Source organism: Pectobacterium carotovorum (genome assembly GCF_900129615.1).
Taxonomy (GTDB): domain Bacteria; phylum Pseudomonadota; class Gammaproteobacteria; order Enterobacterales; family Enterobacteriaceae; genus Pectobacterium; species Pectobacterium carotovorum.
Window position 1 is genome coordinate 437364 of the sequence record NZ_FQWI01000002.1, and the last position, 20870, is coordinate 458233.

General features: G+C 54.3%; 19 protein-coding genes and 3 tRNA genes. 11 read left to right on the forward strand and 11 right to left on the reverse strand.

All coding sequences use genetic code 11. The features are described from left to right. Positions 1-17: 17 nt before the first annotated feature. Positions 18-317 carry a GIY-YIG nuclease family protein gene (locus tag BUB06_RS06240; protein WP_010300032.1) on the reverse strand — a complete coding sequence of 100 codons (300 nt, stop codon included), beginning with the start codon at positions 315-317 and terminating at the stop codon, positions 18-20. 203 nt (positions 318-520) lie between these two features. Here BUB06_RS06240 and BUB06_RS06245 point away from each other — a divergent pair, with 203 nt between their 5' ends. The 5 genes from BUB06_RS06245 (at position 521) to deoD (ending at position 7047) form a co-directional block, all read left to right on the forward strand. After that, complete coding sequence (locus BUB06_RS06245; protein ID WP_039470743.1) at positions 521-1999, forward strand: amidohydrolase; 1479 nt, start codon at positions 521-523, stop codon at positions 1997-1999. Between the two features lie 766 nt (positions 2000-2765). Beyond that, positions 2766-3545 (forward strand): deoxyribose-phosphate aldolase, encoded by a 780-nt coding sequence (gene deoC / locus BUB06_RS06250; RefSeq protein ID WP_039470745.1) that lies wholly within the window; start codon positions 2766-2768, stop codon positions 3543-3545. Positions 3546-3638: 93 nt separating this feature from the next. Continuing rightward, positions 3639-4967 carry a thymidine phosphorylase gene (gene deoA / locus BUB06_RS06255; protein WP_039470747.1) on the forward strand — a complete coding sequence of 443 codons (1329 nt, stop codon included), beginning with the start codon at positions 3639-3641 and terminating at the stop codon, positions 4965-4967. Between the two features lie 89 nt (positions 4968-5056). Further along, positions 5057-6280, forward strand: coding sequence for a phosphopentomutase (gene deoB / locus BUB06_RS06260; RefSeq protein WP_039470749.1), 1224 nt, complete (start codon positions 5057-5059; stop codon positions 6278-6280). A gap of 47 nt (positions 6281-6327) precedes the next feature. Continuing rightward, positions 6328-7047, forward strand: a complete 720-nt coding sequence (deoD, locus tag BUB06_RS06265) for a purine-nucleoside phosphorylase (protein WP_010300039.1) — start codon at positions 6328-6330, stop codon at positions 7045-7047. Positions 7048-7099: 52 nt separating this feature from the next. Here the strand turns inward: deoD and BUB06_RS06270 are convergent, their stop codons facing one another. The 7 genes from BUB06_RS06270 to BUB06_RS06305 all read right to left on the reverse strand — a co-directional run bounded on the left by BUB06_RS06270 (position 7100) and on the right by BUB06_RS06305 (position 14771). Beyond that, positions 7100-8848, reverse strand: coding sequence for an ABC transporter ATP-binding protein/permease (locus BUB06_RS06270; RefSeq protein ID WP_039470751.1), 1749 nt, complete (start codon positions 8846-8848; stop codon positions 7100-7102). Between the two features lie 48 nt (positions 8849-8896). Further along, positions 8897-11392: a TonB-dependent siderophore receptor gene (locus BUB06_RS06275; protein ID WP_039470753.1), complete on the reverse strand. Its 2496-nt coding sequence runs from the start codon at positions 11390-11392 to the stop codon at positions 8897-8899. A gap of 120 nt (positions 11393-11512) precedes the next feature. Further along, positions 11513-12475 (reverse strand): FecR domain-containing protein, encoded by a 963-nt coding sequence (locus BUB06_RS06280; protein WP_039470754.1) that lies wholly within the window; start codon positions 12473-12475, stop codon positions 11513-11515. Beyond that, positions 12472-13014, reverse strand: a complete 543-nt coding sequence (locus BUB06_RS06285; protein ID WP_039470756.1) for a sigma-70 family RNA polymerase sigma factor — start codon at positions 13012-13014, stop codon at positions 12472-12474. The genes BUB06_RS06280 and BUB06_RS06285 overlap by 4 nt, the downstream gene beginning before the upstream one ends. Before the next feature lie 240 nt (positions 13015-13254). Continuing rightward, positions 13255-13734, reverse strand: coding sequence for a discoidin domain-containing protein (locus BUB06_RS06290; RefSeq protein ID WP_039470758.1), 480 nt, complete (start codon positions 13732-13734; stop codon positions 13255-13257). Between the two features lie 211 nt (positions 13735-13945). Next, positions 13946-14389, reverse strand: coding sequence for a ribosomal protein S18-alanine N-acetyltransferase (rimI, locus tag BUB06_RS06300; protein ID WP_039470760.1), 444 nt, complete (start codon positions 14387-14389; stop codon positions 13946-13948). Next, positions 14340-14771, reverse strand: a complete 432-nt coding sequence (locus tag BUB06_RS06305; protein ID WP_039470762.1) for a DNA polymerase III subunit psi — start codon at positions 14769-14771, stop codon at positions 14340-14342. The genes rimI and BUB06_RS06305 overlap by 50 nt, the downstream gene beginning before the upstream one ends. A 159-nt stretch (positions 14772-14930) precedes the next feature. Between BUB06_RS06305 and rsmC the strand changes: the two genes are divergently transcribed. Next, positions 14931-15980 carry a 16S rRNA (guanine(1207)-N(2))-methyltransferase RsmC gene (rsmC, locus tag BUB06_RS06310; protein WP_039470764.1) on the forward strand — a complete coding sequence of 350 codons (1050 nt, stop codon included), beginning with the start codon at positions 14931-14933 and terminating at the stop codon, positions 15978-15980. A 36-nt stretch (positions 15981-16016) separates the two neighbouring features. On the opposite strand, the gene BUB06_RS06315 is transcribed toward rsmC, so the two are convergent. Next, positions 16017-17009 carry an aldo/keto reductase gene (locus BUB06_RS06315; protein ID WP_039470766.1) on the reverse strand — a complete coding sequence of 331 codons (993 nt, stop codon included), beginning with the start codon at positions 17007-17009 and terminating at the stop codon, positions 16017-16019. A gap of 113 nt (positions 17010-17122) precedes the next feature. Between BUB06_RS06315 and BUB06_RS06320 the strand changes: the two genes are divergently transcribed. The 4 genes from BUB06_RS06320 to BUB06_RS06335 all read left to right on the forward strand — a co-directional run bounded on the left by BUB06_RS06320 (position 17123) and on the right by BUB06_RS06335 (position 18514). Then, positions 17123-18028 (forward strand): LysR family transcriptional regulator, encoded by a 906-nt coding sequence (locus BUB06_RS06320; RefSeq protein WP_039470768.1) that lies wholly within the window; start codon positions 17123-17125, stop codon positions 18026-18028. Between the two features lie 103 nt (positions 18029-18131). Further along, positions 18132-18218 (forward strand) — tRNA-Leu (locus BUB06_RS06325). A gap of 79 nt (positions 18219-18297) precedes the next feature. After that, a tRNA-Leu gene (locus BUB06_RS06330) sits at positions 18298-18384 on the forward strand. A gap of 43 nt (positions 18385-18427) precedes the next feature. Then, positions 18428-18514, forward strand: a tRNA-Leu gene (locus BUB06_RS06335). 140 nt (positions 18515-18654) lie between these two features. Here the strand turns inward: BUB06_RS06335 and BUB06_RS06340 are convergent. Beyond that, the gene (locus BUB06_RS06340; RefSeq protein WP_029369019.1) at positions 18655-18945 is read right to left on the reverse strand and encodes a DUF1435 domain-containing protein; all 291 of its coding nucleotides are present in this window, start codon (positions 18943-18945) and stop codon (positions 18655-18657) included. Positions 18946-19050: 105 nt separating this feature from the next. Next, positions 19051-19953, reverse strand: a complete 903-nt coding sequence (locus tag BUB06_RS06345; RefSeq protein WP_039470769.1) for a LysR family transcriptional regulator — start codon at positions 19951-19953, stop codon at positions 19051-19053. Positions 19954-20082: 129 nt separating this feature from the next. Here BUB06_RS06345 and budA point away from each other — a divergent pair, with 129 nt between their 5' ends. Next, the gene (budA, locus tag BUB06_RS06350) at positions 20083-20865 is read left to right on the forward strand and encodes an acetolactate decarboxylase (protein ID WP_039470770.1); all 783 of its coding nucleotides are present in this window, start codon (positions 20083-20085) and stop codon (positions 20863-20865) included. Positions 20866-20870: the final 5 nt, after the last annotated feature.

Below are 20870 nucleotides of genomic sequence, written 5' to 3' on the forward strand. Positions count from 1 at the left end.
CGTTAGCCGATAGCGTATCAATACAACGTGTTTGAAATACAAAGCGTCTTGGGCTGGTCTTGTACCAGCCTTTCTTTTTGGTTTTTGCTCAACTGCTTAATGCGATATTCCAGTTTGAGCGCGTCTGAGCGATCGCCCACCAGACAGTGAAACACCAGCGTTAATTCTCCCTTTCCCCGCAGCGCTTTTGCCCCTTTTCCCGTTTGATGCTGATTCAGGCGGCGACTGACGTCCGTTGTGATACCCGTGTACAACGCCCCTGCGACTGTGCGCAGTATGTACAGATACCAGTGCGAATCTTCGGCGTGTTCAGTCATAGCGTTGTCTGTAGATTATTGTTTGAAAAAGCTGCTCGGCACAGCTAAACATAAATAGCACTTCACACCAATCGTATTTCAAACAATTAGCATTTCAAAGCACTAGCATTTCAACGCGCTTGCCTTTCAAAGAACGGGCACTGCATCACACCAATAGCCGTTATTCATCGGCGTGTATTTCTTTTACGGATAGGGAAAAACGTATGACACTGAAACGATATATACCGCCCGCGCTGGCCGTGGCGTTCTCTTCTTGCTTCCTCTCACTGGGCTATGCCGCTGAACTGGCTGAGAAAGATCGGGAAACGATCGTGAACGCCGTCGCGAACTACTCGGGCCAGATGACGACCGTTGCTCAGCAGATATGGTCAAAGCCAGAGCTGGGCTATCTGGAAACCAACACGTCCCAACTTTTACAGAATGAGCTGAAAGCCGCAGGGTTCAGCATTGAAGCGGGCGTTGCGGGGATTCCAACCGCGTTTGTGGCGACGGCAGGGAAATCCGGTGGGCCGGTTATTGGTATTCTGGCCGAGATGGACGCGCTGCCGGGTTTCTCTCAGGCCGCGACGCCGGAGCGTTCGCCCGTTGCGGGTATTGAGGCCGGGCATGCCTGTGGACATCACCTGTTTGGTGCGGGGTCGGTGGGGGCGGCGATTGCGCTGAAACAGTGGCTAGAAGCGACGGGTAAACCGGGACAAATCCGGGTTTACGGCACGCCAGCGGAGGAAGGCGGTTCCGGTAAAGTCTATATGACGCGGGAGGGGCTGTTTAAGGATGTGGATGTAATGCTGCACTGGCATCCCGGTGATGAGAATTCTGCCTCGCAAGATTATTCACTGGCGAACGTGAACGGGAAGTTTCGTTTCTATGGTCGCTCCGCGCATGCTGCGATGGCACCAGAGAAAGGGCGTTCGGCGCTGGACGGCGTAGAGGCGTTGAATTTTATGGTGAACGCGATGCGAGAGCATGTGCCGCAGGAAACGCGCATCCACTATGTGATTACCGATGGGGGTAAAGCGCCGAACGTGGTGCCGGACTTCGCCGAAGTGTATTACTACGTGCGTCACCCCGATCCGGCCGTAGTCGCCAGCGTGACCGATCGTATCCGTAAAGCGGCGGAAGGCGCGGCGTTGGGAACCGAAACGCGTTATGAATTTGAAATACTCGGCGGTGTGTACAGCCTGTTGCCAAACGACGTGTTGGGAAAAGTGATGGATGACAGCCTCAGAAGCGTTGGGGCGCCGCAGTGGGATAAGGCGGATACGGATTTTGCCACTGCGTTGCAGAAAACGTTGGATCAATCCAAACTGCCGCCGCTTTCCAGTGCCGGTCAGATCGCGCCGTACCATTTTGGTGAAACGGGCTATGCGTCGACCGATGTAGGCGATGTCAGTTGGGTCGTGCCGACGGTTGGGCTGGGAACGGCGACCTGGGTACCGGGCGTACCCGCGCACAGCTGGCAGGCGGTGGCGTCCGGCGGCATGGCGATTGGCTATAAAGGCATGGACGTTGCAGCCAAAACGCTGGCCGTCACAGGGGCGAAGCTACTGAGCGATCCTGCATTAATTCAACAGGCGAAAGCGGAGTTCGACAAGAGCCGTGGCGAGAATTTCCACTACAAGCCGCTGCTGGGCGATCGAAACCCCGCGCTGGATTACCGTAAACCTTCCGCAGGGAAATAATTTCCTGCTCTGCCAGCGGTTTCTCTCTGTACCTGGAGAGAAGCCGCTATGCTTACTCTATACCCGTCATACTTCAAGTTGCATGTGCGTTGGCTGCGTTCAGTCACCCGAATCACTTACTCAAGTAAGCTCATCGGGACTCCTTCGCTTGCCGCGTTACAAGGCCCATAAATGAGCCTCGCCCTAAAGGGCCAACGCTTTGCGTTGTTCAAAACGTTAACGTTTTGTCCTGAAACTTGAATTATTTAGGGTATATATATGACTTCAACCAGAAGCGTCTGGCGATCTTCGACCGTGTGCTGCCGCCTCTTTTTCCTGATATAGAGGGATCATCTGGCCGACAAGGTTGTCACTGTTAATTCATCGAACGCACCTTATCTGGAGAAGTATGTGTGATAAAAATCACATATAATCACTATCTATTGCATTTCTCTTACATCAAGTGTGAGTGGATGCACAAAATAGTCCGGCATGGCGTGTTCAAATATTCGATGAATCGTTTGTTGTCTGATGAATAATTTTTTGTTTGATGAATAATTGTTTGATGAATAAATAGTTTCTTTCGATGTCGTTCTTTCGGTGTTGAAATAATCACAGAATGAAGGGTAGAGGAAGGCTGACTGCGGTGAGAAGGATCTCGGTGCCGCTACAGGTTGTTTCGCCTGGGCGCTATCTTCAAGGAACCAAGTCCGCTCGCCAAACGTGCTGGTTTTGCACCAGTTAATGTTCAGGGCCGGTTAGACCGGCTGACGAGTTGGAGTGTTGTATGACCAAGCTGACCACGGCCGCGCAACGCGCGCTGGCGCTGATGGATTTAACCACGCTGAATGAGGATGATACGGATGAAAAAGTGACGGCACTCTGCCGTCAGGCAAACAGCCCGGCAGGAAAAACTGCTGCTATCTGTATCTATCCACGTTTTATCCCTCTGGCGAAAAAGATCCTGCGTGAGCAGGGTACGCCGGATATCCGCATCGCGACGGTGACCAACTTCCCGCACGGCAATGATGATGTGGCAATTGCTGTTGCAGAAACCAAGGCAGCGATAGCCTACGGCGCTGATGAAGTTGATGTCGTATTCCCTTACCGCGCACTGATAGCAGGCAACGCTCAAATCGGTTTTGAGCTGGTGCAGGCATGTAAAGCCGTGTGTCAGGATGCCCATGTGCTGCTGAAAGTGATCATCGAAACGGGTGAGCTAAAGCAAGAAGCGCTGATCCGTCAGGCGAGCGAGATTGCCATTGATGCAGGGGCCGATTTCATTAAAACCTCAACCGGTAAAGTGCCGGTGAACGCGACGCCAGAAAGCGCGGCGATCATGCTGAAGGCGATACGCGATAAAGGCGTGGGCGAGCGCGTTGGCTTTAAAGCGGCTGGCGGCGTGCGTAACGCGGAAGATGCCGCCATCTACCTGCAACTGGCGGACGATATCATGGGCGCGGAATGGGCGACTGCACAGCATTTTCGCTTTGGCGCATCCAGTCTGCTGGCGAGTCTGCTGACCACGCTTGGCCACGGAACCGCGGCTCCGCAGGGCGGCTACTAATTACGTGCATACAGCGTACGATTTTGTTCACAGCAAATGTGCTCGCAGCGACAGGCTGCTGAGCCATATCAGAATTCATCAGGAGTACAAACCTTGTTTCTGATTCAAGAAATTATTCGTAAGAAGCGTGATGGAAAAGCTCTGAGCGAAGAAGAAATCCGCTTCTTTATCAATGGTATTCGTGACAATACCGTCTCTGAAGGCCAGATTGCGGCGCTGGCAATGACCATTTATTTTCACGATATGTCGATGGATGAGCGTGTGGCGCTGACGCTGGCGATGCGTGACTCCGGCACGGTACTGGACTGGAAGAGTCTGAACCTGAACGGCCCGCTGGTGGACAAACACTCTACTGGTGGCGTCGGGGATGTCACCTCGCTGATGCTGGGGCCGATGGTTGCCGCCTGTGGGGGTTACGTCCCAATGATCTCTGGGCGCGGCTTAGGGCATACCGGCGGCACGTTAGATAAACTTGAAGCGATTCCGGGACTGGATATTTTCCCGAACGATGAAGATTTTCGTCGCATCATCCAGCAGGTTGGTGTCGCGATCATTGGGCAGACCTCATCGCTGGCTCCGGCGGATAAACGCTTTTACGCCACGCGTGACATTACCGCCACGGTCGATTCAATCCCGCTGATCACCGCGTCGATTCTGGCGAAGAAACTGGCGGAAGGGCTGGATGCGCTGGTGATGGACGTCAAAGTGGGTTCCGGGGCGTTTATGCCGACCTATGAACTGTCCGAACAGCTAGCACAGGCGATTGTCGGCGTAGCAAATAACGCGGGATGTCGCACCAGCGCATTGCTGACTGATATGAATCAGGTGCTGGCCTCGAGTGCGGGTAACGCGCTGGAAGTGCGGGAAGCCGTGCGTTTCCTGACGGGAGAGAGCCGCAATCCACGCCTGTATGATGTTACTATGGCGCTATGTGGCGAGATGCTGCTGGCGGGCGGACTGGCAAGCTCGGCGGACGACGCGCATTCACGTCTGCAAGCCGTGTTGGATAACGGTAAAGCTGCCGAAGTCTTTGGTCGCATGGTCGCCGCACAGCGTGGCCCGGGCGATTTTGTCGAACACTACGATCGTTACCTGCCGGTGGCGACATTAAGCAAGCCGGTTTTTGCGACGCGTGAAGGCATCGTAACTGGGATGGATACCCGCGCGCTGGGCATGGCAGTCGTCTCGCTGGGCGGCGGACGCCGTCAGGCCACGGATACGATCGATTACAGCGTCGGTCTGGATAGCATGATCAGTCTGGGCGAGCGCGTTGACGCGCAGCGTCCGCTGGCGGTGATCCACGCCAATACGGAAGCGCAGTGGCAGCAGGCGGCGAATGAAGTCCGTGCCGCGATCCAACTGGGCGACACGGCACCAGAAAAGACCCCGATGGTCTATCGCCGGGTGAGCGCAGAAGCGTGATCGCATTAGGCTGGTTAGTGGTCGTCTTGAATTGATTTTCCCCTGCCTCTCGGCAGGGCGTTAGCGCATAGCTGCGCAGGAGAAAAAGAATGAAACGTGCATATATTATGGTTCTCGACTCGTTTGGGATCGGCAGTAGTGCTGATGCAGAACGTTTTGGCGATGTCGGTTCAGATACGCTGGGTCATATCGCTCAGGCGTGTGCAGCAGGGACGGCGGATAAAGGGCGCAGCGGTAAGCTGCATTTGCCGAACCTGAGCCGTCTGGGGCTGGGTAAAGCCGCTGAGTCCTCAACGGGGACGTTCCCGGCAGGGCTGGATGAAAACGCAGACATCATCGGTGCTTACGCGCACGCCAGCGAAATCTCCTCGGGTAAAGATACGCCGTCTGGTCACTGGGAAATTGCCGGTGTGCCTGTCCTGTTCGACTGGGGCTATTTTAAAGATGAAGAAAACAGTTTTCCGCAGGAACTGCTGGATAAACTGGTAAAACGCGCCAATCTGCCGGGCTATCTGGGCAACTGCCACTCTTCCGGTACGGTGATTCTGGATCAGTTGGCTGAAGAACACATGAAAACCGGCAAGCCGATTTTCTACACCTCTGCGGATTCGGTGTTCCAGATTGCTTGCCATGAAGAAACGTTCGGTCTGGATAAGCTGTACGAGCTGTGTGAAATCGCCCGTGAAGAGCTGACCGAAGGGAATTACAACATCGGGCGCGTAATCGCACGTCCGTTTATCGGCGACAAACCCGGCAACTTCGAGCGTACCGGCAACCGTCACGATCTGGCTGTTGAACCGCCTGCGCCGACCATCCTGAAAAAAATGGTGGATGAAAAAGGCGGCGAAGTGGTTTCCGTTGGTAAAATTGCGGATATCTACGCGCAGGTCGGCATTACCAAGAAAGTAAAGGCCACCGGCATCGATGCGCTGTTTGACGCCACGCTGAAAGAAATGGATAGCGCAGGTGACAACACCATCGTGTTTACCAACTTTGTTGATTTCGATTCTGCCTACGGCCACCGCCGGGATATTCCGGGCTACGCTGCCGCGCTGGAGCTGTTCGACCGTCGCCTGCCAGAAATGCTGTCCCGCGTGAAGGGTGACGACATCCTGATTCTGACGGCTGACCACGGCTGTGACCCGAGCTGGCACGGCACCGATCACACTCGTGAGAACGTACCGGTGCTGATCTATGGGCCGAACGTGAAGCCGGGGTCATACGGCCACCGTGAAACCTTCGCCGATATCGGGCAGACGGTCGCGACCTACTTTGGCCTGTCGCCTATGGACTACGGCAAATCGATACTGTAAAACACACCGTTTTTTACGTGAAACTTGATTAATTAAGGAATAAACGCATGGCTACGCCACATATTAATGCAGAAATGGGTGATTTCGCGGACGTTGTACTGATGCCGGGCGACCCGCTGCGCGCTAAGTACATTGCAGAAACCTTTCTGGATGATGCCCGCGAAGTGAACAACGTGCGTGGCATGTTAGGGTTCACGGGGACTTACAAAGGCCGTAAAATTTCGGTAATGGGTCACGGTATGGGTATCCCATCCTGCTCAATTTATGCGAAAGAACTGATCACCGAATTCGGCGTGAAGAAGATCATTCGTGTGGGTTCCTGCGGTGCGGTACGTGAAGATGTTAAGCTGCGCGACGTGGTAATCGGCATGGGTGCCTGTACGGATTCCAAAGTGAACCGTATGCGTTTCAAAGATCACGATTACGCGGCGATTGCCGATTTCGATATGGTGCGTAATGCCGTTGATGCTGCCAAAGCACGCGATGTTTCTGTCCGCGTCGGTAACATCTTCTCTGCCGATCTGTTCTACACGCCAGATCCGCAGATGTTCGACGTGATGGAAAAATACGGCATTCTGGGTGTGGAAATGGAAGCGGCCGGTATCTATGGCGTCGCGGCAGAGTTCGGTGCGAAAGCGCTGGCAATCTGTACCGTTTCTGACCACATTCGTACCGGTGCACAAACCACGTCAGAAGAGCGTCAAAACACGTTCAACGAGATGATCGAAATCGCGCTGGAATCCGTTCTGCTGGGCGATAACGAGTAATATCACATCAGCCCGGACATCCGCTCCGGGCTGTATTTTTCTGTTTTTCCCTTCAAATCCTTCCATAAGCAACCTGCTGACTGTCCGCCGTTAGCGGCGCAACAGAAAGATCGACAATACGGTTCTCTGTGTGCGCTTTCTTCTCTGGTTCGAGTGGCGTTAACTGTATCTGATGTTTGAAGCATGCTAGCACCGCAGGCTGATGGCTGACGGCCAAAACAATGGTTTGTGGCAGTGTTAATCTGATTTGCTCTAGCAGTTGAAGCGCCGCCGCGTCGTCGAGCTGGCTGGTAGCTTCATCCAGACAAAGTAGCGTCGGTCGCAGCAACAGCGCACGCGCGAGCGACAGACGCTGTTGTTCACCGCCTGATAGTTCCCGGCTCCAGTTCGCCTTGTCGTCCAGGCGGGGAATCAGCGCGGCCAACCCGGTTTGTTCTAGTACCGCGATCAACCGTGCGGTATCCGCTAACTGCGCCTGCGGATAACACAGAACCTGACGCAGTGTGTCCTGCGGTAAATAGGCCTTTTGCGGTAAAAACAGCACGCGGCCCGCAGGGAAATGCCTTTCACCTTGTGAGGTTGGCCACAGCCCCGCCAGCGCCCGCAGCAGCGTGGTTTTTCCACTGCCGCTGACTGCGCTGAGTACCGCCCATTCGCCAGCCTGAAGCGTGAGCGTCAGCGGGGAGAAGTACGGTGACCCTTCGGGGCGCGAGACTGACAGCGCGTTGATGTGCAGATCATGGCCTTCATGGAGCGGTTCCTCTGGCGTCGGTAATTGCTGTAAGCGGTGCTGGAATTCCCACAGCCGTTCAATCGTAGAAGACCACTGAATCAACTGGCGATAGGCATCGATAAACCAGCCAAAGGCATCCAGCACATAACCGAAGGCGGATCGCGCCTGCATAATCGCCCCGAGGCTAACCTGACGGGCGAGAAACAGTGGCAGGGTAGCGAAAACCGGAATAATCAGGCTGAAACGGAAATAGCTGGTCGTAAAGCTTTCCAGCCGGAATTCTCGCGTCATTAAACGCTGCCAATTTTGCACGATGGGCAGGAAGTGTTGCCGCATCCGCTGCTGCTCGGCGTCGCTCCCTTGGTAAAACGCGATTTGCTCGCTGTTGTCTCGCACCCGCAGCAGCGTGGCGCGGTAGTCGGCTTCTGCCCGCTGACGTTCAATATTCAGCTTGTGCAGGCGATGCCCTAGCAGGTGCGTCACCACGCTGGCTACTGCGGCGTAAACCAGCGCGATCCACACCAGATAGCCGTGTACCGTGATGGTATAGCCGACTAGCGTGAAGGTATGGACGCCGGAAAGCTGCCAGAGAATGGCGATGAAAGAGAAAAAACGGGCGGTATTTTTCAGCAGCGAAAGCAGGAGTTCGAGACTCTGTTCGATCAGCAGACGGATATCTTCCGCGATGCGCTGATCGGGGTTATCCAGCCCGGCGCTGAGTTGGTAGTGGGCGTTATTACGCAGCCAATCCTGTTCATACTGGTGCGTCATGGTATCGCGCCAGCGGATAATCAGCTGTTTCTTGAGCCAGTTGCCGCAGATGATGACCAGCACAAACAGCAGCGTGTAGGCCAGATAGCGCACGGCCATATCGTAGATTGACGCGTGCTGAAAGTAGTCGGCCAGCGCGTCGTAAAAATCCCGGCTCCAGTTGTTGTACTGCACGCTGATCCACACGACAGAGAGCGTCAGACTCATAATCAGCAGCAGTAGCAACCAGAGCAGCGTGGCTCGCGTGGTCAGCCAGAAAGGCGCGACCAGTGCATAAAAGCGTTTAAGCGTTTGCATAATGGGTTAGGCGATGGCCTGCCAGCCTCGGCTGGCAGGCGTGTTCGCTTAGAAATTCCACTTCGCGGTCAGCATGAAATTACGCGGGTCGCCGTAATAGTTGTTGCCGCTAAGATGGCGGTTGTTCAGGTTTAAGTAGTAGGTTTTATCCGTCAGATTATTGCCAACCAGATTGAAGCTCAGGTTTTTGCTGTACTGATAGCGGACATTGGCGTTAAACAGGGTGTAACCGCCCTGATGCAGACCATAAACCCGATTAGGGTAGGTTTGTGTCTCGGTCTGTGCCGTCATACCTGCGCCAATCGTCCATTGATTCAACTCACCCGGCAGATTGTATGAGGTGTAGAGTTTGAACATATGTTTCGGCGTACGCGGGCTGAACTGCGCCGCTCTTTCGCTCGCGCTACCTTCAAGATATTTACTGTTGGTCAGGGTATAACCCGCCTGAATCTGCCAGCCTTCGGCCAGTTTGCCCGTGACATCCAACTCCACACCCTGGCTGCGTACTTCGCCTTGAGCTTGCGAGCAGCTTGTCCCGATCAGGCAAACAGAGCTATCCGCCACGGCCATCGCGCGGTTCGCCTGAATGATGCGGAACAGCGCCAGCGAGGTATTCAGATCGCCATCAAAGAACTCGCCCTTCACGCCGGTTTCATAGTTGGTGCCAGTAATGGCGGGCAGCAGCTTACCGTTGCGATCTTTTTCGCTCTGCGGCTTGTAGATCTCGGCGTAGCTCAGGTACCAGGTGTAGTTGTCGGCAAAGTCCCACAGCAGGCCGCCGTAAGGCACAAATTCATTGCTGGCATGCAGGCTGCTGAGTGAGGACGTATTGCGGAGATGGTTAGTGAAATATTCGTCATAGCTGTAGGCGCTGTAGCGGCCACCCAGAATCAGCTTCCAGTCATCCGCCAGTTCGAATCTGGCCGTGGCGAACGCACCGCGCTGATACAGGTTAAAGCGGTCGTTATAGTGGTTGTTGTAGAGACTCGTATTTGACCAGTCTGGTTCTGCCAACGAATTCGGCTGCCAGTTGAAAATATTCACGCTGCTGGTGTTGTTGATGCGGATGTGGTTGTTGTCGAAATTCTCTTTCTGATAATCACCACCCACCACCAGTTCATGATTACGTCCCAACAGCTCGAACGGACCGTTCAGGCTCAGGTTGTAACCCCACTGTTCGGCTTTGTTGTCGTAGCGCAGATTATTGTTTAGCGATGACGTCCCCGTTGCTGGATTGACGCCGCTGGTGCCGTTCATGATACCGATATAGCTGCTTGCTGCGCGGGAGTGGATATAGTTCAGCGCGGTTTTCAGCGTCCAGTCGTTGTCGAAGTGGTGTTCCAGTTCGACAAACGGGTTAATTTTTTCAAACTCAATGCGGTTCCAACTGGCGCCCAGATAGGTGGATCGCGGCAGGTTCAGGCTGCTTTTATTGGTGGCGAACGGGATGCCATACACATCAGGCACGCCCCGGGTCTTTTGCCAGTTGATGCCGCCAGTGACCGTGGTGGACGGCGTCAGATCGTAGGCCAGCGTACCGAACAGCACTTTTCTTTCACTGTGCTCGTAATCTTTAAAGCTTTGCTTATCCTGATAAACGCCAACGAGACGGCCGCGCAGGCTGGCATCGTCGTTTAGCGGCCCGGAAACATCGAGTTCGCTGCGGTAGTTATCCCAACTGCCCGCACCAACGCTGCCGGATGCCTGAAAATTGTGAGTAGGCTGCTTGCGCACCAGATTAACGGTGCCGCCGGGTTCGCCATTGCCTTGTGACAGGCCGGACGCGCCGCGCAGGATTTCGACGCGATCATAAATCGCCAGGTCGGGTGATTCGCTGGAGGACTGAACCGCACCCATGTTGGATACGCTGTTCTGGCTGGAAAAGTTCACGCCGTCTTCCTTGATATTATCCATCACGAAAGCACGCGATTCGTATTTCACCTGATAGCTGTTCTGGTTGACCACGTTGATGCCAGTGGTTTGCTTCATGGCCTCATCCAGCGAGGTCATGTTCTGATCGTCCATGCGCTGGCGCGTGACGACGCTCACCGACTGCGGCGTTTCTCGCGGTGACAGATTCAGCTGTGTTGCGGTATTCATGCTGCGCGTGGTGTAGGACTGAGTGCCTTCGGTCACGCCATTGCGGTTGATGCCCGCCACGACCAGCATTTCATCCCCCTGCGGTATCCTCTGCAAGCGCCAGACGCTATTAGGTTGCGGAATCACCTGAAGCCCGCTTCCTGCCAGCAGCGCCGCAAATCCGCCCTCCACGCTGTAGTTCCCTTGCAGGGATTTCCCTGCTTTGCCTGTCGTCAGCTGCGCATCGCCGACCAGATAAACGCCTGATTGGGCGGCAAATTGGTTCAACTGCTGGTTAAGTGGCCCGGCAGAAATCGCGTAGGTTTTGGTGGCCGCTGTGGCTGTCGTTTCTGCTGCGATTGCAGTGGAATGTGCGAGCAGCGGTGCGCCGCACAGCAGCAGGTGAACGGCAATTGCCAGTTTGGAAGGAGTGCGCTGTGTAGAGAAAAATGGAATCAATGCCATGAAAATTCGCCTTCTGACCCAGAGTAAAAATTGGTGGTTTTACTGTGAATCGAACGACAGCGGAGAAAAGGGAACTCAAAAGAGAAAATTTTTTGTCTGCATCTAAAAAAGAAGGTGATATCAGCGTGGCTCGACGGTCACCCACCACGGAAAACGCCGTTGGATGCGGACCGGGAAGGCCTGCGCCAGCATGTTCAGTGCCATGTCGGTATCGGTTAAGGGGAAGGTGCCCATCACGCGTAAATCGGCAATGGCAGGCTGGCACGCCAGATAGCCGTGGCGATAGCGTGATAGTTTCTCCACGACTTCACCCAGCGGCATGTTGTCCGCTTGTAGCACGCCGTGTGACCAGTCGGCATCGTTCTGCTGATTGGGCAACATGTCCCCCTGGCCATCAGCGTTAAAGCGCAGATGATAGCCCGCGTTGACCCGACGCGCGGCGGAGGCGTATTTGGCGCTGACCTCAACCGCGTGTTGGTAAACGGTCAGCGTGGTAGCGTCCGGTTCCTGCGCGACGCTGAAGCGCGTGCCCAGCGCCTGCAAGTGCCCCTGCGCGGTGGTGACAAAGAAAGGGCGGGCATCGGCAGCGGTCTCAATCAGAATATCCCCCGCCAGCAGGGCAATTTCCCGACGCTGGTCGCTGTAGCGGATATCAATCGCGCTGGCGGTGTTCAGCCACAGTCGGGTGTTGTCCGGTAAGGTGAGCGGTTTGATTTCTCCAACCGCGCTGTGATGATCGGCCGTCATCGCCAGCAGCGAGTCTTTTAGCGGCGTATGGCGGTAAGTCAGCCAGGAAAGCAGTGAACCGGTGCTGAGTAGCGCGGCGAGCTTGAGCGCCCGGCGGCGTGTCATCGGTGCAGGTTGGTGCAGTAGCGTATTCAGCGCGGGTTGCTGACCGTCACCACGCAGCGGTTGGAAGCGTTGGCTGACCGTTTGCACGTATTCCCAGGCCTGACGGTGTTCCTCGCTTTCGTCCATCCAGCGCTGCCAGTGGTGGTAGTGCTCATCGTCAGGTTCCCGATCGCACAGTTGGGCGTACCATTGCGATGCCTGCTGCAAGGCGATAAAGCTGGGCTTATTCATGAATCAACGGCCTGACCGTCCGCGTCTATCTCCGCTTCTAACAGCACACAATGCAGCATGGCCTGTGCCATGTATTTTTTCACCATGCGTTCGGAAACGCCCAGCGTCTCGGCAATGTCCCGATAGGGTAATCCCTGTACCTGCGCCATGATAAAGGCCGCACGCACCTTCTCTGGCAGCGCTCGCAGCATGGCATCGACCTGATACAGGGTTTCGAGAATGATGTTGCTGTCTTCCGCCGACAGCGCAACCGGCTCTGGCTGTTCGGCGAGCGAGGTGAGCCAGACGCGCTCAATTTCCCGTTTGCGCCACAGATCGACGCACATACCTTGCGCCATTACGCTCAGGTAAGCCCGCGCGCCCGCGTGGCTGTCGAATTGACGCGGTTTCAATAAGAGCCGTAAAAATACATCCTGCGCCAGATCGGCTGCATCACACAGATTCCCCAGCCGTTTGCGCAATAGCCCCTGTAACCAGCCATGATGCTGACAATAGAGCTGATGCAGATCTGCTGAGGTATCAATATTGGCTGATGACATGTCTGGTGCCTGAAACGGAGCGATAGGAGGTCAAATTTCAGGCGCATATTAGTTGAGAATGATTTTTATTTCAACGCTAAGGAAAATGTGGGTAACGGTGTCGGAGGGGAAGGTGAGGGAAGCGGTGAGCATGCAAGGGGGCGCAAGGTTGGAATGCACCACACTCGATAGCCGTATCGGGCGTGGTGCGTTCAACGACAGCGGAATCGACTGACCTAAGCGCCAGACGATTCCAACACGTTACTTAATCGCCTGAGCCGGAACCTGTGCGGCACTGTTAAAGCTGATCTCGTTGATGGCACTCCATTTGTTCACATCGGTGCCGAACGTATCCAGCTTGAAGAATTTCGCTTTCACGGCAGGGAAGGTGAATTTTTCACCGTCTTTGGCATTGTTGGAGGTGACCAGATTGTCAGCCAGTTTTTGCCAGGTTTTCCCGTCGGTGGAGTAGGAAACGGAGAATTTCAGTTTGCGCTCGTCCGCTTTGAAAGGAACCAGAACAAAATTTTCAACCGACTGTTCTTTATCCAGTTCTACCTGAACCCAGCTCTCACCATTTGCCGCCCAGCGCGTTTTTACGTCGCCATCGGCAATGTTGGCAGGTTTGTGGCCCTTGTCTGAATCATAAGCGGAAGCTGTCACCGCCGTTACTTGTACCGCGTAAGCGGAAAGAGAGAATAAACCGCACAGGAGCGTCGTAGCCAGAGTGTATTTTTTCATATTATTCCTCGTAGATAACGGATAAACCATACATGCCTGCAAACCAGAAACATGAAATGGAATTTCATTGTGATAAAAAAGAAACGAGGTTTTATTTATAGCGATCACGTTGCGGGGATTTTTCTATCAGGAAAAAAGGCAGAGCGGGATGGGGCGCACATTATGGCACCCAATGGCACCCGCCGAGTCGCGAGTGCCGTAGGTAAAGAGGTTAGCCGAGCGGCAGCGCCATGAGAATAGCGTCTTCCCGGCCTTGTGCCGTAGGGTAATAATCGCGGCGCACGGAGACTTCGTTAAATCCCAGGCTTTCATAAAGCGCGATGGCTCGCGCGTTTGACTCGCGTACTTCCAGCCACAGCGTCAGAATTCCGCGTCGCTCCATTTCGTCGATCAGATGTTCCAATAGCTGGCGACCCAGCCCCTGACGCTGGTGGTCGGGGTGTACCGCGATATTGAACAATGTCGCTTCATCCAGCACGACCTGTGTGATGGCGTAAGCGGCAAGCTGCCCGTCATGCTCCAGTTTGATGTTGAAATAACGCTCACCTTGATTGCTGACAAACGTCTTTTCCGACCAGGGAAAGGCGTGGCTGACTTGTTCAATTTTAAAGGCTTGTGCCAGATCGGCTGGCGTCAGAGAAGATATCGTGTTCATGTTCACAGATCTGTTGCCACAGCGCCCGTTTGGCGTCGGCATTTTGATAAAGTTCGGAAAGCAGAGGGCTGGAAAGCTGAACACCCTGTAGCGCAATGGGTTCCGCGATGCCTAACCGCCAGCTATGGCAGTGCGCGTTGGCGGGCAACATCTCGATCTGCTGCGGCGTCAGGCGATAGGCTTGCGCGGGAGTGAGCGCCAGACTGTGCAGAACGTCGGTCAGCAGCGGTTCATCATCGGCCAGCGGCTCGGCGGAGACAATCACCAGACGCACCTGTTCGGGCAGACTGACGGCGATTTCGCCTTGCAGCACCGTCGGGCGACGCAGCGTCCACTGCGTAATCCCCAGTTGCTGTAGCAGCCTGTCACGTCTTGATTCCATGCGTTATCCTGTCTGGCGTGCGAGAAAATGATTCGTGCCTATGCTAACAAACCCCGTCAGACTGCGCCAACGTCGGTGCGGTTATTTCCTCTCCGCTCTGCAACTTCGGGGACGAAGCGTATATAATCCCCCGCTCAATGATTAAGGAGCCGTAGCCTGATGTCCGCATTAACCCCCGCCAGTGAAGTCATACTGCGCCATAGTGACGAATTTCTTTCACGCCGAGTTCTGTTTGCCGGTGATTTGCAGGATACCCTGCCCGCGCAATTTGAGGCGGCGTCAGTGCGTGTCCATTGCAACCAATATCACCACTGGCAACAGATGGCAAAGCCACTTGGGGATAACGCTCAATATGGTCTGGTCGCGGATGCGGCGCTGGTGGCGGATAGCGACACGCTGATTTATTACTGGCCGAAGAGCAAACAGGAAGCGGAATTCCAACTGCGTAACCTGCTGTCTCTGATGCCGGTCGGTACGGAAATCTTCGTTGTTGGGGAAAACCGCAGCGGCGTGCGTAGTGCTGAAATTGTGCTGTCTGACTTCGTTGAGTTGGTAAAAATCGACAGCGCACGTCGCTGCGGGCTTTACCACGGTCGGATTGACAAGCAGGCCAGCTTCACGCTGGATGAGTGGTGGGACGAGTATGTGACGGACGGCGTGATCGTCAAAACGCTTCCGGGTGTCTTTAGTCGTGATGACTTGGATCCGGGTAGCCGATTGCTGCTGTCTACGTTTGAGCCACACATGAAAGGCAAAGTGCTGGATATCGCCTGCGGTGCGGGCGTATTGGCATCGGTACTGGCGAAACAGTCGCCGAAAATTCGCCTGACGCTGAGTGATGTCAGTGCAGCCGCTGTCGAATCCAGCAAGGCAACGCTGGCGGCGAATGCGTTAGAAGGCAGCGTGATTGCGAGTAATGTTTACTCAGACATCGACGGCCGCTTCGATATGATCGTGTCTAATCCGCCGTTCCATGACGGCTTACAGACTAGCCTGCAAGCCGCGGAAATGCTGATTCGTGGTGCGGTGACCCATCTACCGATTGGCGGACAGTTACGCATCGTCGCTAACGCCTTCCTGCCTTATCCGGCGCTGTTAGATGCCGCCTTTGGTAGCCATGAAGTGCTGGCGCAGACTGGACGCTTCAAGGTGTATCAGGCCACCGTCGGTCGTCCGCCGCGCACAGGAAGCAAAGGTCGTCGTCGGTAATCCTTATTACTGATATTGCCTTTACTGATACTTCTTCTATTGATTCAGTGCCGCCATACTCTCCTTGCCGTAGCGTTCACCTGCTGCGGCATCGGGTGGGAAAATAGCATCAATGGCGGCCAGTTCCTCTTTCGTCAGCGTGACATCCAGCGCCGCGACGTTCTCTTCCAGATAACGACGGCGTTTGGTGCCCGGAATCGGCACAATATGTTCACCCTGCGCCAGTACCCATGCCAGCGCCAGCTGTGATGGCGTCACCTGTTTTTCCTGCGCCAGTTGGTTAATTTTCTCTACCAGTTGCAGGTTTTTGCCGAAATTTTCCCCCGAGAAGCGTGGATTGGTACGACGGAAATCGTCGGCAGCCAGATCGTCCGGGCTGCGAATCGCACCGGTCAGGAAACCGCGCCCCAGCGGGCTGTAAGGCACAAAGCCGATACCCAGACGCTCACAGGTGGGCAGAATCTCTGCTTCCATATCGCGCGTCCACAGTGAGTATTCGCTCTGTAACGCCGTAATGGGGTGCACGCGGTGCGCACGTTCCAGCGTGGCGGCGGAGGCTTCGCTCAGGCCGATGTAACGAATCTTGCCTTCCTGAACCAGCTCTGCCAACGTGCCGACTGTCTCTTCAATGGGAACTGTCGGGTCGATGCGGTGCTGATAGTAAAGATCGATAACGTCCGTACCGAGGCGCGTCAGGCTGCCTTCCACCGCGCGGCGGATGTAGTCCGGTTTACCGCAGACGCCGCGTGCGTTGGGGTTTGCCGGGTCGCGTACAATGCCGAATTTGGTTGCCAGAAAGATCTGTTCGCGTTTGCCTTTTATGGCTTTGCCGAGCAGCAGCTCATTGGTGTGAGGGCCATACATATCGGCGGTATCCAGCAGCGTAACGCCCAGCTCCAGTGCGCGATGCAACGTGGCAATGGATTCTTTTTCATCCTGCGCGGTGGAGTAGAAATCACTCATTCCCATGCAGCCTAGCCCAATAGCCGAAACCTGCGGGCCGTTCGCACCTAATTTGCGCTGTTGCATTGTCATCTTCCTCATGTCGTTGGCAGTGAAAGCAGTCTGGTTGTTTATCCAACAAAGATAAATACCGCTTTTTATGCAACACTATTCAAAAATAACCAACAATGGTGGCGGCGATGGATCACATTCAGGCGATGCGGGTTTTTGTACGTATTGTCGAGCTGGGCAGCTTTAGCCGTGCGGCGGAGCGACTGACGCTGCCACGCGCGACGGTGAGTAACACCATCAAACAGCTTGAAGCACGGCTGGGAGTTCGTTTGCTGCAACGTACGACTCGTCAGGTGCAGATCACCGACGAAGGGCGCGTTTACTATGAACGCTGTCTGCAATTGCTCGCGGAAATAGAAGAGATCGACACGCTGTTCACGCAGCAAAAGCAGCAACCCGTTGGTAAAGTGCGGGTGGATATGCCGCACTCGCTGGCGAGGGAAATCGTCGTTCCGGCGCTGGGCGAGTTCTACGCGCGCTATCCGCAGGTGACGCTGATGCTGAGCGCCAACGATGCGGCGATTAATGTGCTGCGTGAAGGCGTCGACTGTGTGCTGCGCGCCTGGCAGACCGACGATGAAACGCTGGCGACCCGCCATTTGCCGTCAATGCCGCAGGTAACCTGTGCGTCGGCCGACTATTTGGCGCGCTACGGCGTGCCGCGTTCGCTTGATGAGCTGTCGGGGCATCAGATGGTCGGCTATTTCTCTCTGCGTACCGAATACCGTTATCCGCTGGAATTTATGTCGGGCGATGAGTGTATTACGCGTATGCTGCCCGGTGTGTTGCAGGTTAACGGCACCGATGCCTACATCGCCAGCGCGCGTGCCGGATTGGGGATTATTCAGGCCCCGCGTCGCGGCCTGCGCCCGTTTCTGGAAAGTGGGGAACTGGTTGAGATCCTGCCAGAAATGCCGCCGCCCGCGATGCCGCTTTATGTGATGTATGCGCCCGGTCGTTTTCTCGCGCCACGGATTCGTGTGTTCATTGAATGGCTCGATGAGCTCTTTACGCGCCACGCCGCAGCGAGATGATGATTTTTGCAGCAAACCCCGCATTCCAGAGGAAATAATCATTGACGTGAACGTGAAAACCTCTAGAATTCGCCCCCGTAGTGATATTGCGTAAAGCAGTGTTGCGAAGGTGGCGGAATTGGTAGACGCGCTAGCTTCAGGTGTTAGTGTTCTTACGGACGTGAGGGTTCAAGTCCCTCTCTTCGCACCAACATCACTACACGGTTCTGGTTTGTCGAACCGAAGCAGTAAATCAGTGTCGCATGACATAGTTATTACATGACAGAGTTGCGAAGGTGGCGGAATTGGTAGACGCGCTAGCTTCAGGTGTTAGTGTTCTTACGGACGTGAGGGTTCAAGTCCCTCTCTTCGCACCATGTCGTGATAGATTTACTGTATAAGACAAACAACGTTCTCAGTGCGAAGGTGGCGGAATTGGTAGACGCGCTAGCTTCAGGTGTTAGTGTCCTTACGGACGTGAGGGTTCAAGTCCCTCTCTTCGCACCACAGATTCCCTCTGTATCTTCCTGATTTTCTTCCCTGTTTATTCTCTTTTATCCCGTTTCTGGCTATGCCGCTTTTTCGCGATTATTTACCATTCTGGGTTGTGTACTCTTTCTCGTTTACTGATCTACATCCACGTATATTTACAGCGTCGTGAGATTAAACGTGACGGACAGTGCCGCCAAACCGCCAGCCAGCGCAATGCAGGACGGCAGCAGTAAATAGTGGCGCAAACGTTGATGAAACAGCATAACAAGCGTCGCCAGCAGGGCGATGGCGATAATCACTTTCAGGTGCGTCAGGTTCAGGTTGAGTAGCGCCAGTAGCGGCATGATGGCACAAGGCAGCAACACGCCCCAGGCGCTGGACAGATGCTTCCCCATACACCAGCTCACACCCCATAGCCCGCAGGCTGTGATCATTGCTGTCAGCATTTTTCCACCCGTCAAAAATGATAATGATAACTAATATCATATAAGAATTTATATCAATTACTAGTTTTTGACGAGCAGATTGTTAGAATTTTCTGCCTAATTTTGTTAATCGGGATGCTGACTGCTCAAATGCTGGCGTATCAGGTGAATCATATTCACGATAACAGGCGATCGTTCATGTTTGCGCCAGATAGCCGCAATTTGTGTATGGATTTCGGGCATGCCGATATCATGATAGGTCACATTATCCGCCTTAATACAGGCGAGAGATTCCGGCACAAGCGTGATGCCGAAGCCTGCGGCGACCATCCCGATGGTGGCCGTTAACTGCGGAGCAAATGGGCTAGGTCTGGGGCCATAGCCTGACAGATAGCAAGTGCGGATTATCATGTCGTGCAGCCCTGGACACACCTCGCGCGGGAAAATAATTAGTGGTTCCTGACGCAGCTCGCTAAGTGAGATCTGCGCTTTATGGCTCAGCGCATGCCCTGCGGGTAACACCAATTTCATCGGCTCTTCAGCCAAAATCTCCCCGTTAACCTCATCGCTGAGATCGCAAGGTAAGCGCAGAAAGGCGATGTCGATATTGCGTTCTCGCAGTGCAGTAATGAGCGCTGCCGGATTTTCCTCCTTTGGCAGCGGCTGAACGTGTGGATGCTGCTGACAATAACGATGCAGTAGCGCAAGCACGGTCGGGTGGAACATGGCCGACGGCGAAAACCCTACGTTCAAGCTACCTTTCTCACCTCGCGCAATGCTTCTTGTCCGCGCGATGGCCGAATCGGTAAGCTGCAAAATCTGACGTGCATCTTCATACAGCGCTTGTCCCGCCTCCGTCATTTCTACACCGCGCGTCAGTCGCTTGAACAGCGGCGTACCGATCTCCTGCTCGAATTTCTTGATCTGCTGGCTGAGAGGCGGCTGTGACATCCCCAGATTTTCCGCCGCACGCGTGAAATGCTTAGCTTGTGCAACGGCGACAAAATAGCGCAGATAACGTAGCTCCATTTACGTGACTCCATATCTTTCCGATCTTGAAATGACCTTAATTGCATATTGGAATTTTGTTCTCTCACGCGTCAATCTTTATCTAAATATTAGCGTTATTTAAGTAATTGGTGCGGTGATAAGGACAGTATGAAAACGAATGTCAGTGAACAATCCTGTGAAGAATCCTTTGCTAGCTACGCCTATGATTTTCGGCGACAGCATGCAGACAGCGTTATTTATCAAACCTCATTAATGAGTGGGCTAATAAATGGCGTATATGAAGGCAGCCGAACGATGGCTGAATTACTGGAGCATGGTGACTTTGGATTAGGAACATTTAATAGTTTGGACGGGGAACTGGTTGCCTTGAATAGCCAGATTTTCCAGCTGTTATCCGACGGTAGCGCACGGGCGGCGAAGCCGGAGCAGAAAACGCCGTTTGCGGTCATGACGTTCTTTCGCCCGACGGAAACGATCCGTTTTGATCGCTGGACTTCGCGTGAAGACGTACATCGCCAGATCGATGAGATCGTGGGAACGGACAATCTGTTCTGTGCTTTGCGGATTGATGGGCGTTTTCGCTGCATTGAAACACGTACCGTTCCCCGACAGTGCCGGCCTTATAAACCGATGCAGGAAGCGGTTGAGGGACAACCAACATTTCATTTTGAACACCGTAGCGGCAGCGTTATTGGTTTTCGTAGTCCAGCTTACACTCAGGGAATTAATGTCGCGGGTTACCACGAACATTTCATTACTGACGATCGCCAGGGCGGCGGTCATATTCTGAATTACGACGTCGAGCAGGGCACGCTGACGTTTGGTGTGATTGCCAAACTGATCATCGATCTGCCTCAGGATCGGGAGTTTCTCAATGCCGACCTGTCCTCAGAAAACCTCAACAGCGTAATCCAGTCAGTAGAGAGCTAGTCATT

Bases quoted from the DNA above. Each gene is read 5' to 3' on its own strand.
- BUB06_RS06240 (WP_010300032.1), bottom strand. From the start codon at position 317: ATGACTGAACACGCCGAAGATTCGCACTGGTATCTGTACATACTGCGC.
- BUB06_RS06245 (WP_039470743.1), top strand. From the start codon at position 521: ATGACACTGAAACGATATATACCGCCCGCGCTGGCCGTGGCGTTCTCT.
- deoC (WP_039470745.1), top strand. From the start codon at position 2,766: ATGACCAAGCTGACCACGGCCGCGCAACGCGCGCTGGCGCTGATGGAT.
- deoB (WP_039470749.1), top strand. From the start codon at position 5,057: ATGAAACGTGCATATATTATGGTTCTCGACTCGTTTGGGATCGGCAGT.
- deoD (WP_010300039.1), top strand. From the start codon at position 6,328: ATGGCTACGCCACATATTAATGCAGAAATGGGTGATTTCGCGGACGTT.
- BUB06_RS06270 (WP_039470751.1), bottom strand. From the start codon at position 8,848: ATGCAAACGCTTAAACGCTTTTATGCACTGGTCGCGCCTTTCTGGCTG.
- BUB06_RS06275 (WP_039470753.1), bottom strand. From the start codon at position 11,392: ATGGCATTGATTCCATTTTTCTCTACACAGCGCACTCCTTCCAAACTG.
- BUB06_RS06280 (WP_039470754.1), bottom strand. From the start codon at position 12,475: ATGAATAAGCCCAGCTTTATCGCCTTGCAGCAGGCATCGCAATGGTAC.
- BUB06_RS06285 (WP_039470756.1), bottom strand. From the start codon at position 13,014: ATGTCATCAGCCAATATTGATACCTCAGCAGATCTGCATCAGCTCTAT.
- BUB06_RS06290 (WP_039470758.1), bottom strand. From the start codon at position 13,734: ATGAAAAAATACACTCTGGCTACGACGCTCCTGTGCGGTTTATTCTCT.
- rimI (WP_039470760.1), bottom strand. From the start codon at position 14,389: ATGAACACGATATCTTCTCTGACGCCAGCCGATCTGGCACAAGCCTTT.
- BUB06_RS06305 (WP_039470762.1), bottom strand. From the start codon at position 14,771: ATGGAATCAAGACGTGACAGGCTGCTACAGCAACTGGGGATTACGCAG.
- rsmC (WP_039470764.1), top strand. From the start codon at position 14,931: ATGTCCGCATTAACCCCCGCCAGTGAAGTCATACTGCGCCATAGTGAC.
- BUB06_RS06315 (WP_039470766.1), bottom strand. From the start codon at position 17,009: ATGCAACAGCGCAAATTAGGTGCGAACGGCCCGCAGGTTTCGGCTATT.
- BUB06_RS06320 (WP_039470768.1), top strand. From the start codon at position 17,123: ATGGATCACATTCAGGCGATGCGGGTTTTTGTACGTATTGTCGAGCTG.
- BUB06_RS06340 (WP_029369019.1), bottom strand. From the start codon at position 18,945: ATGCTGACAGCAATGATCACAGCCTGCGGGCTATGGGGTGTGAGCTGG.
- BUB06_RS06345 (WP_039470769.1), bottom strand. From the start codon at position 19,953: ATGGAGCTACGTTATCTGCGCTATTTTGTCGCCGTTGCACAAGCTAAG.
- budA (WP_039470770.1), top strand. From the start codon at position 20,083: ATGAAAACGAATGTCAGTGAACAATCCTGTGAAGAATCCTTTGCTAGC.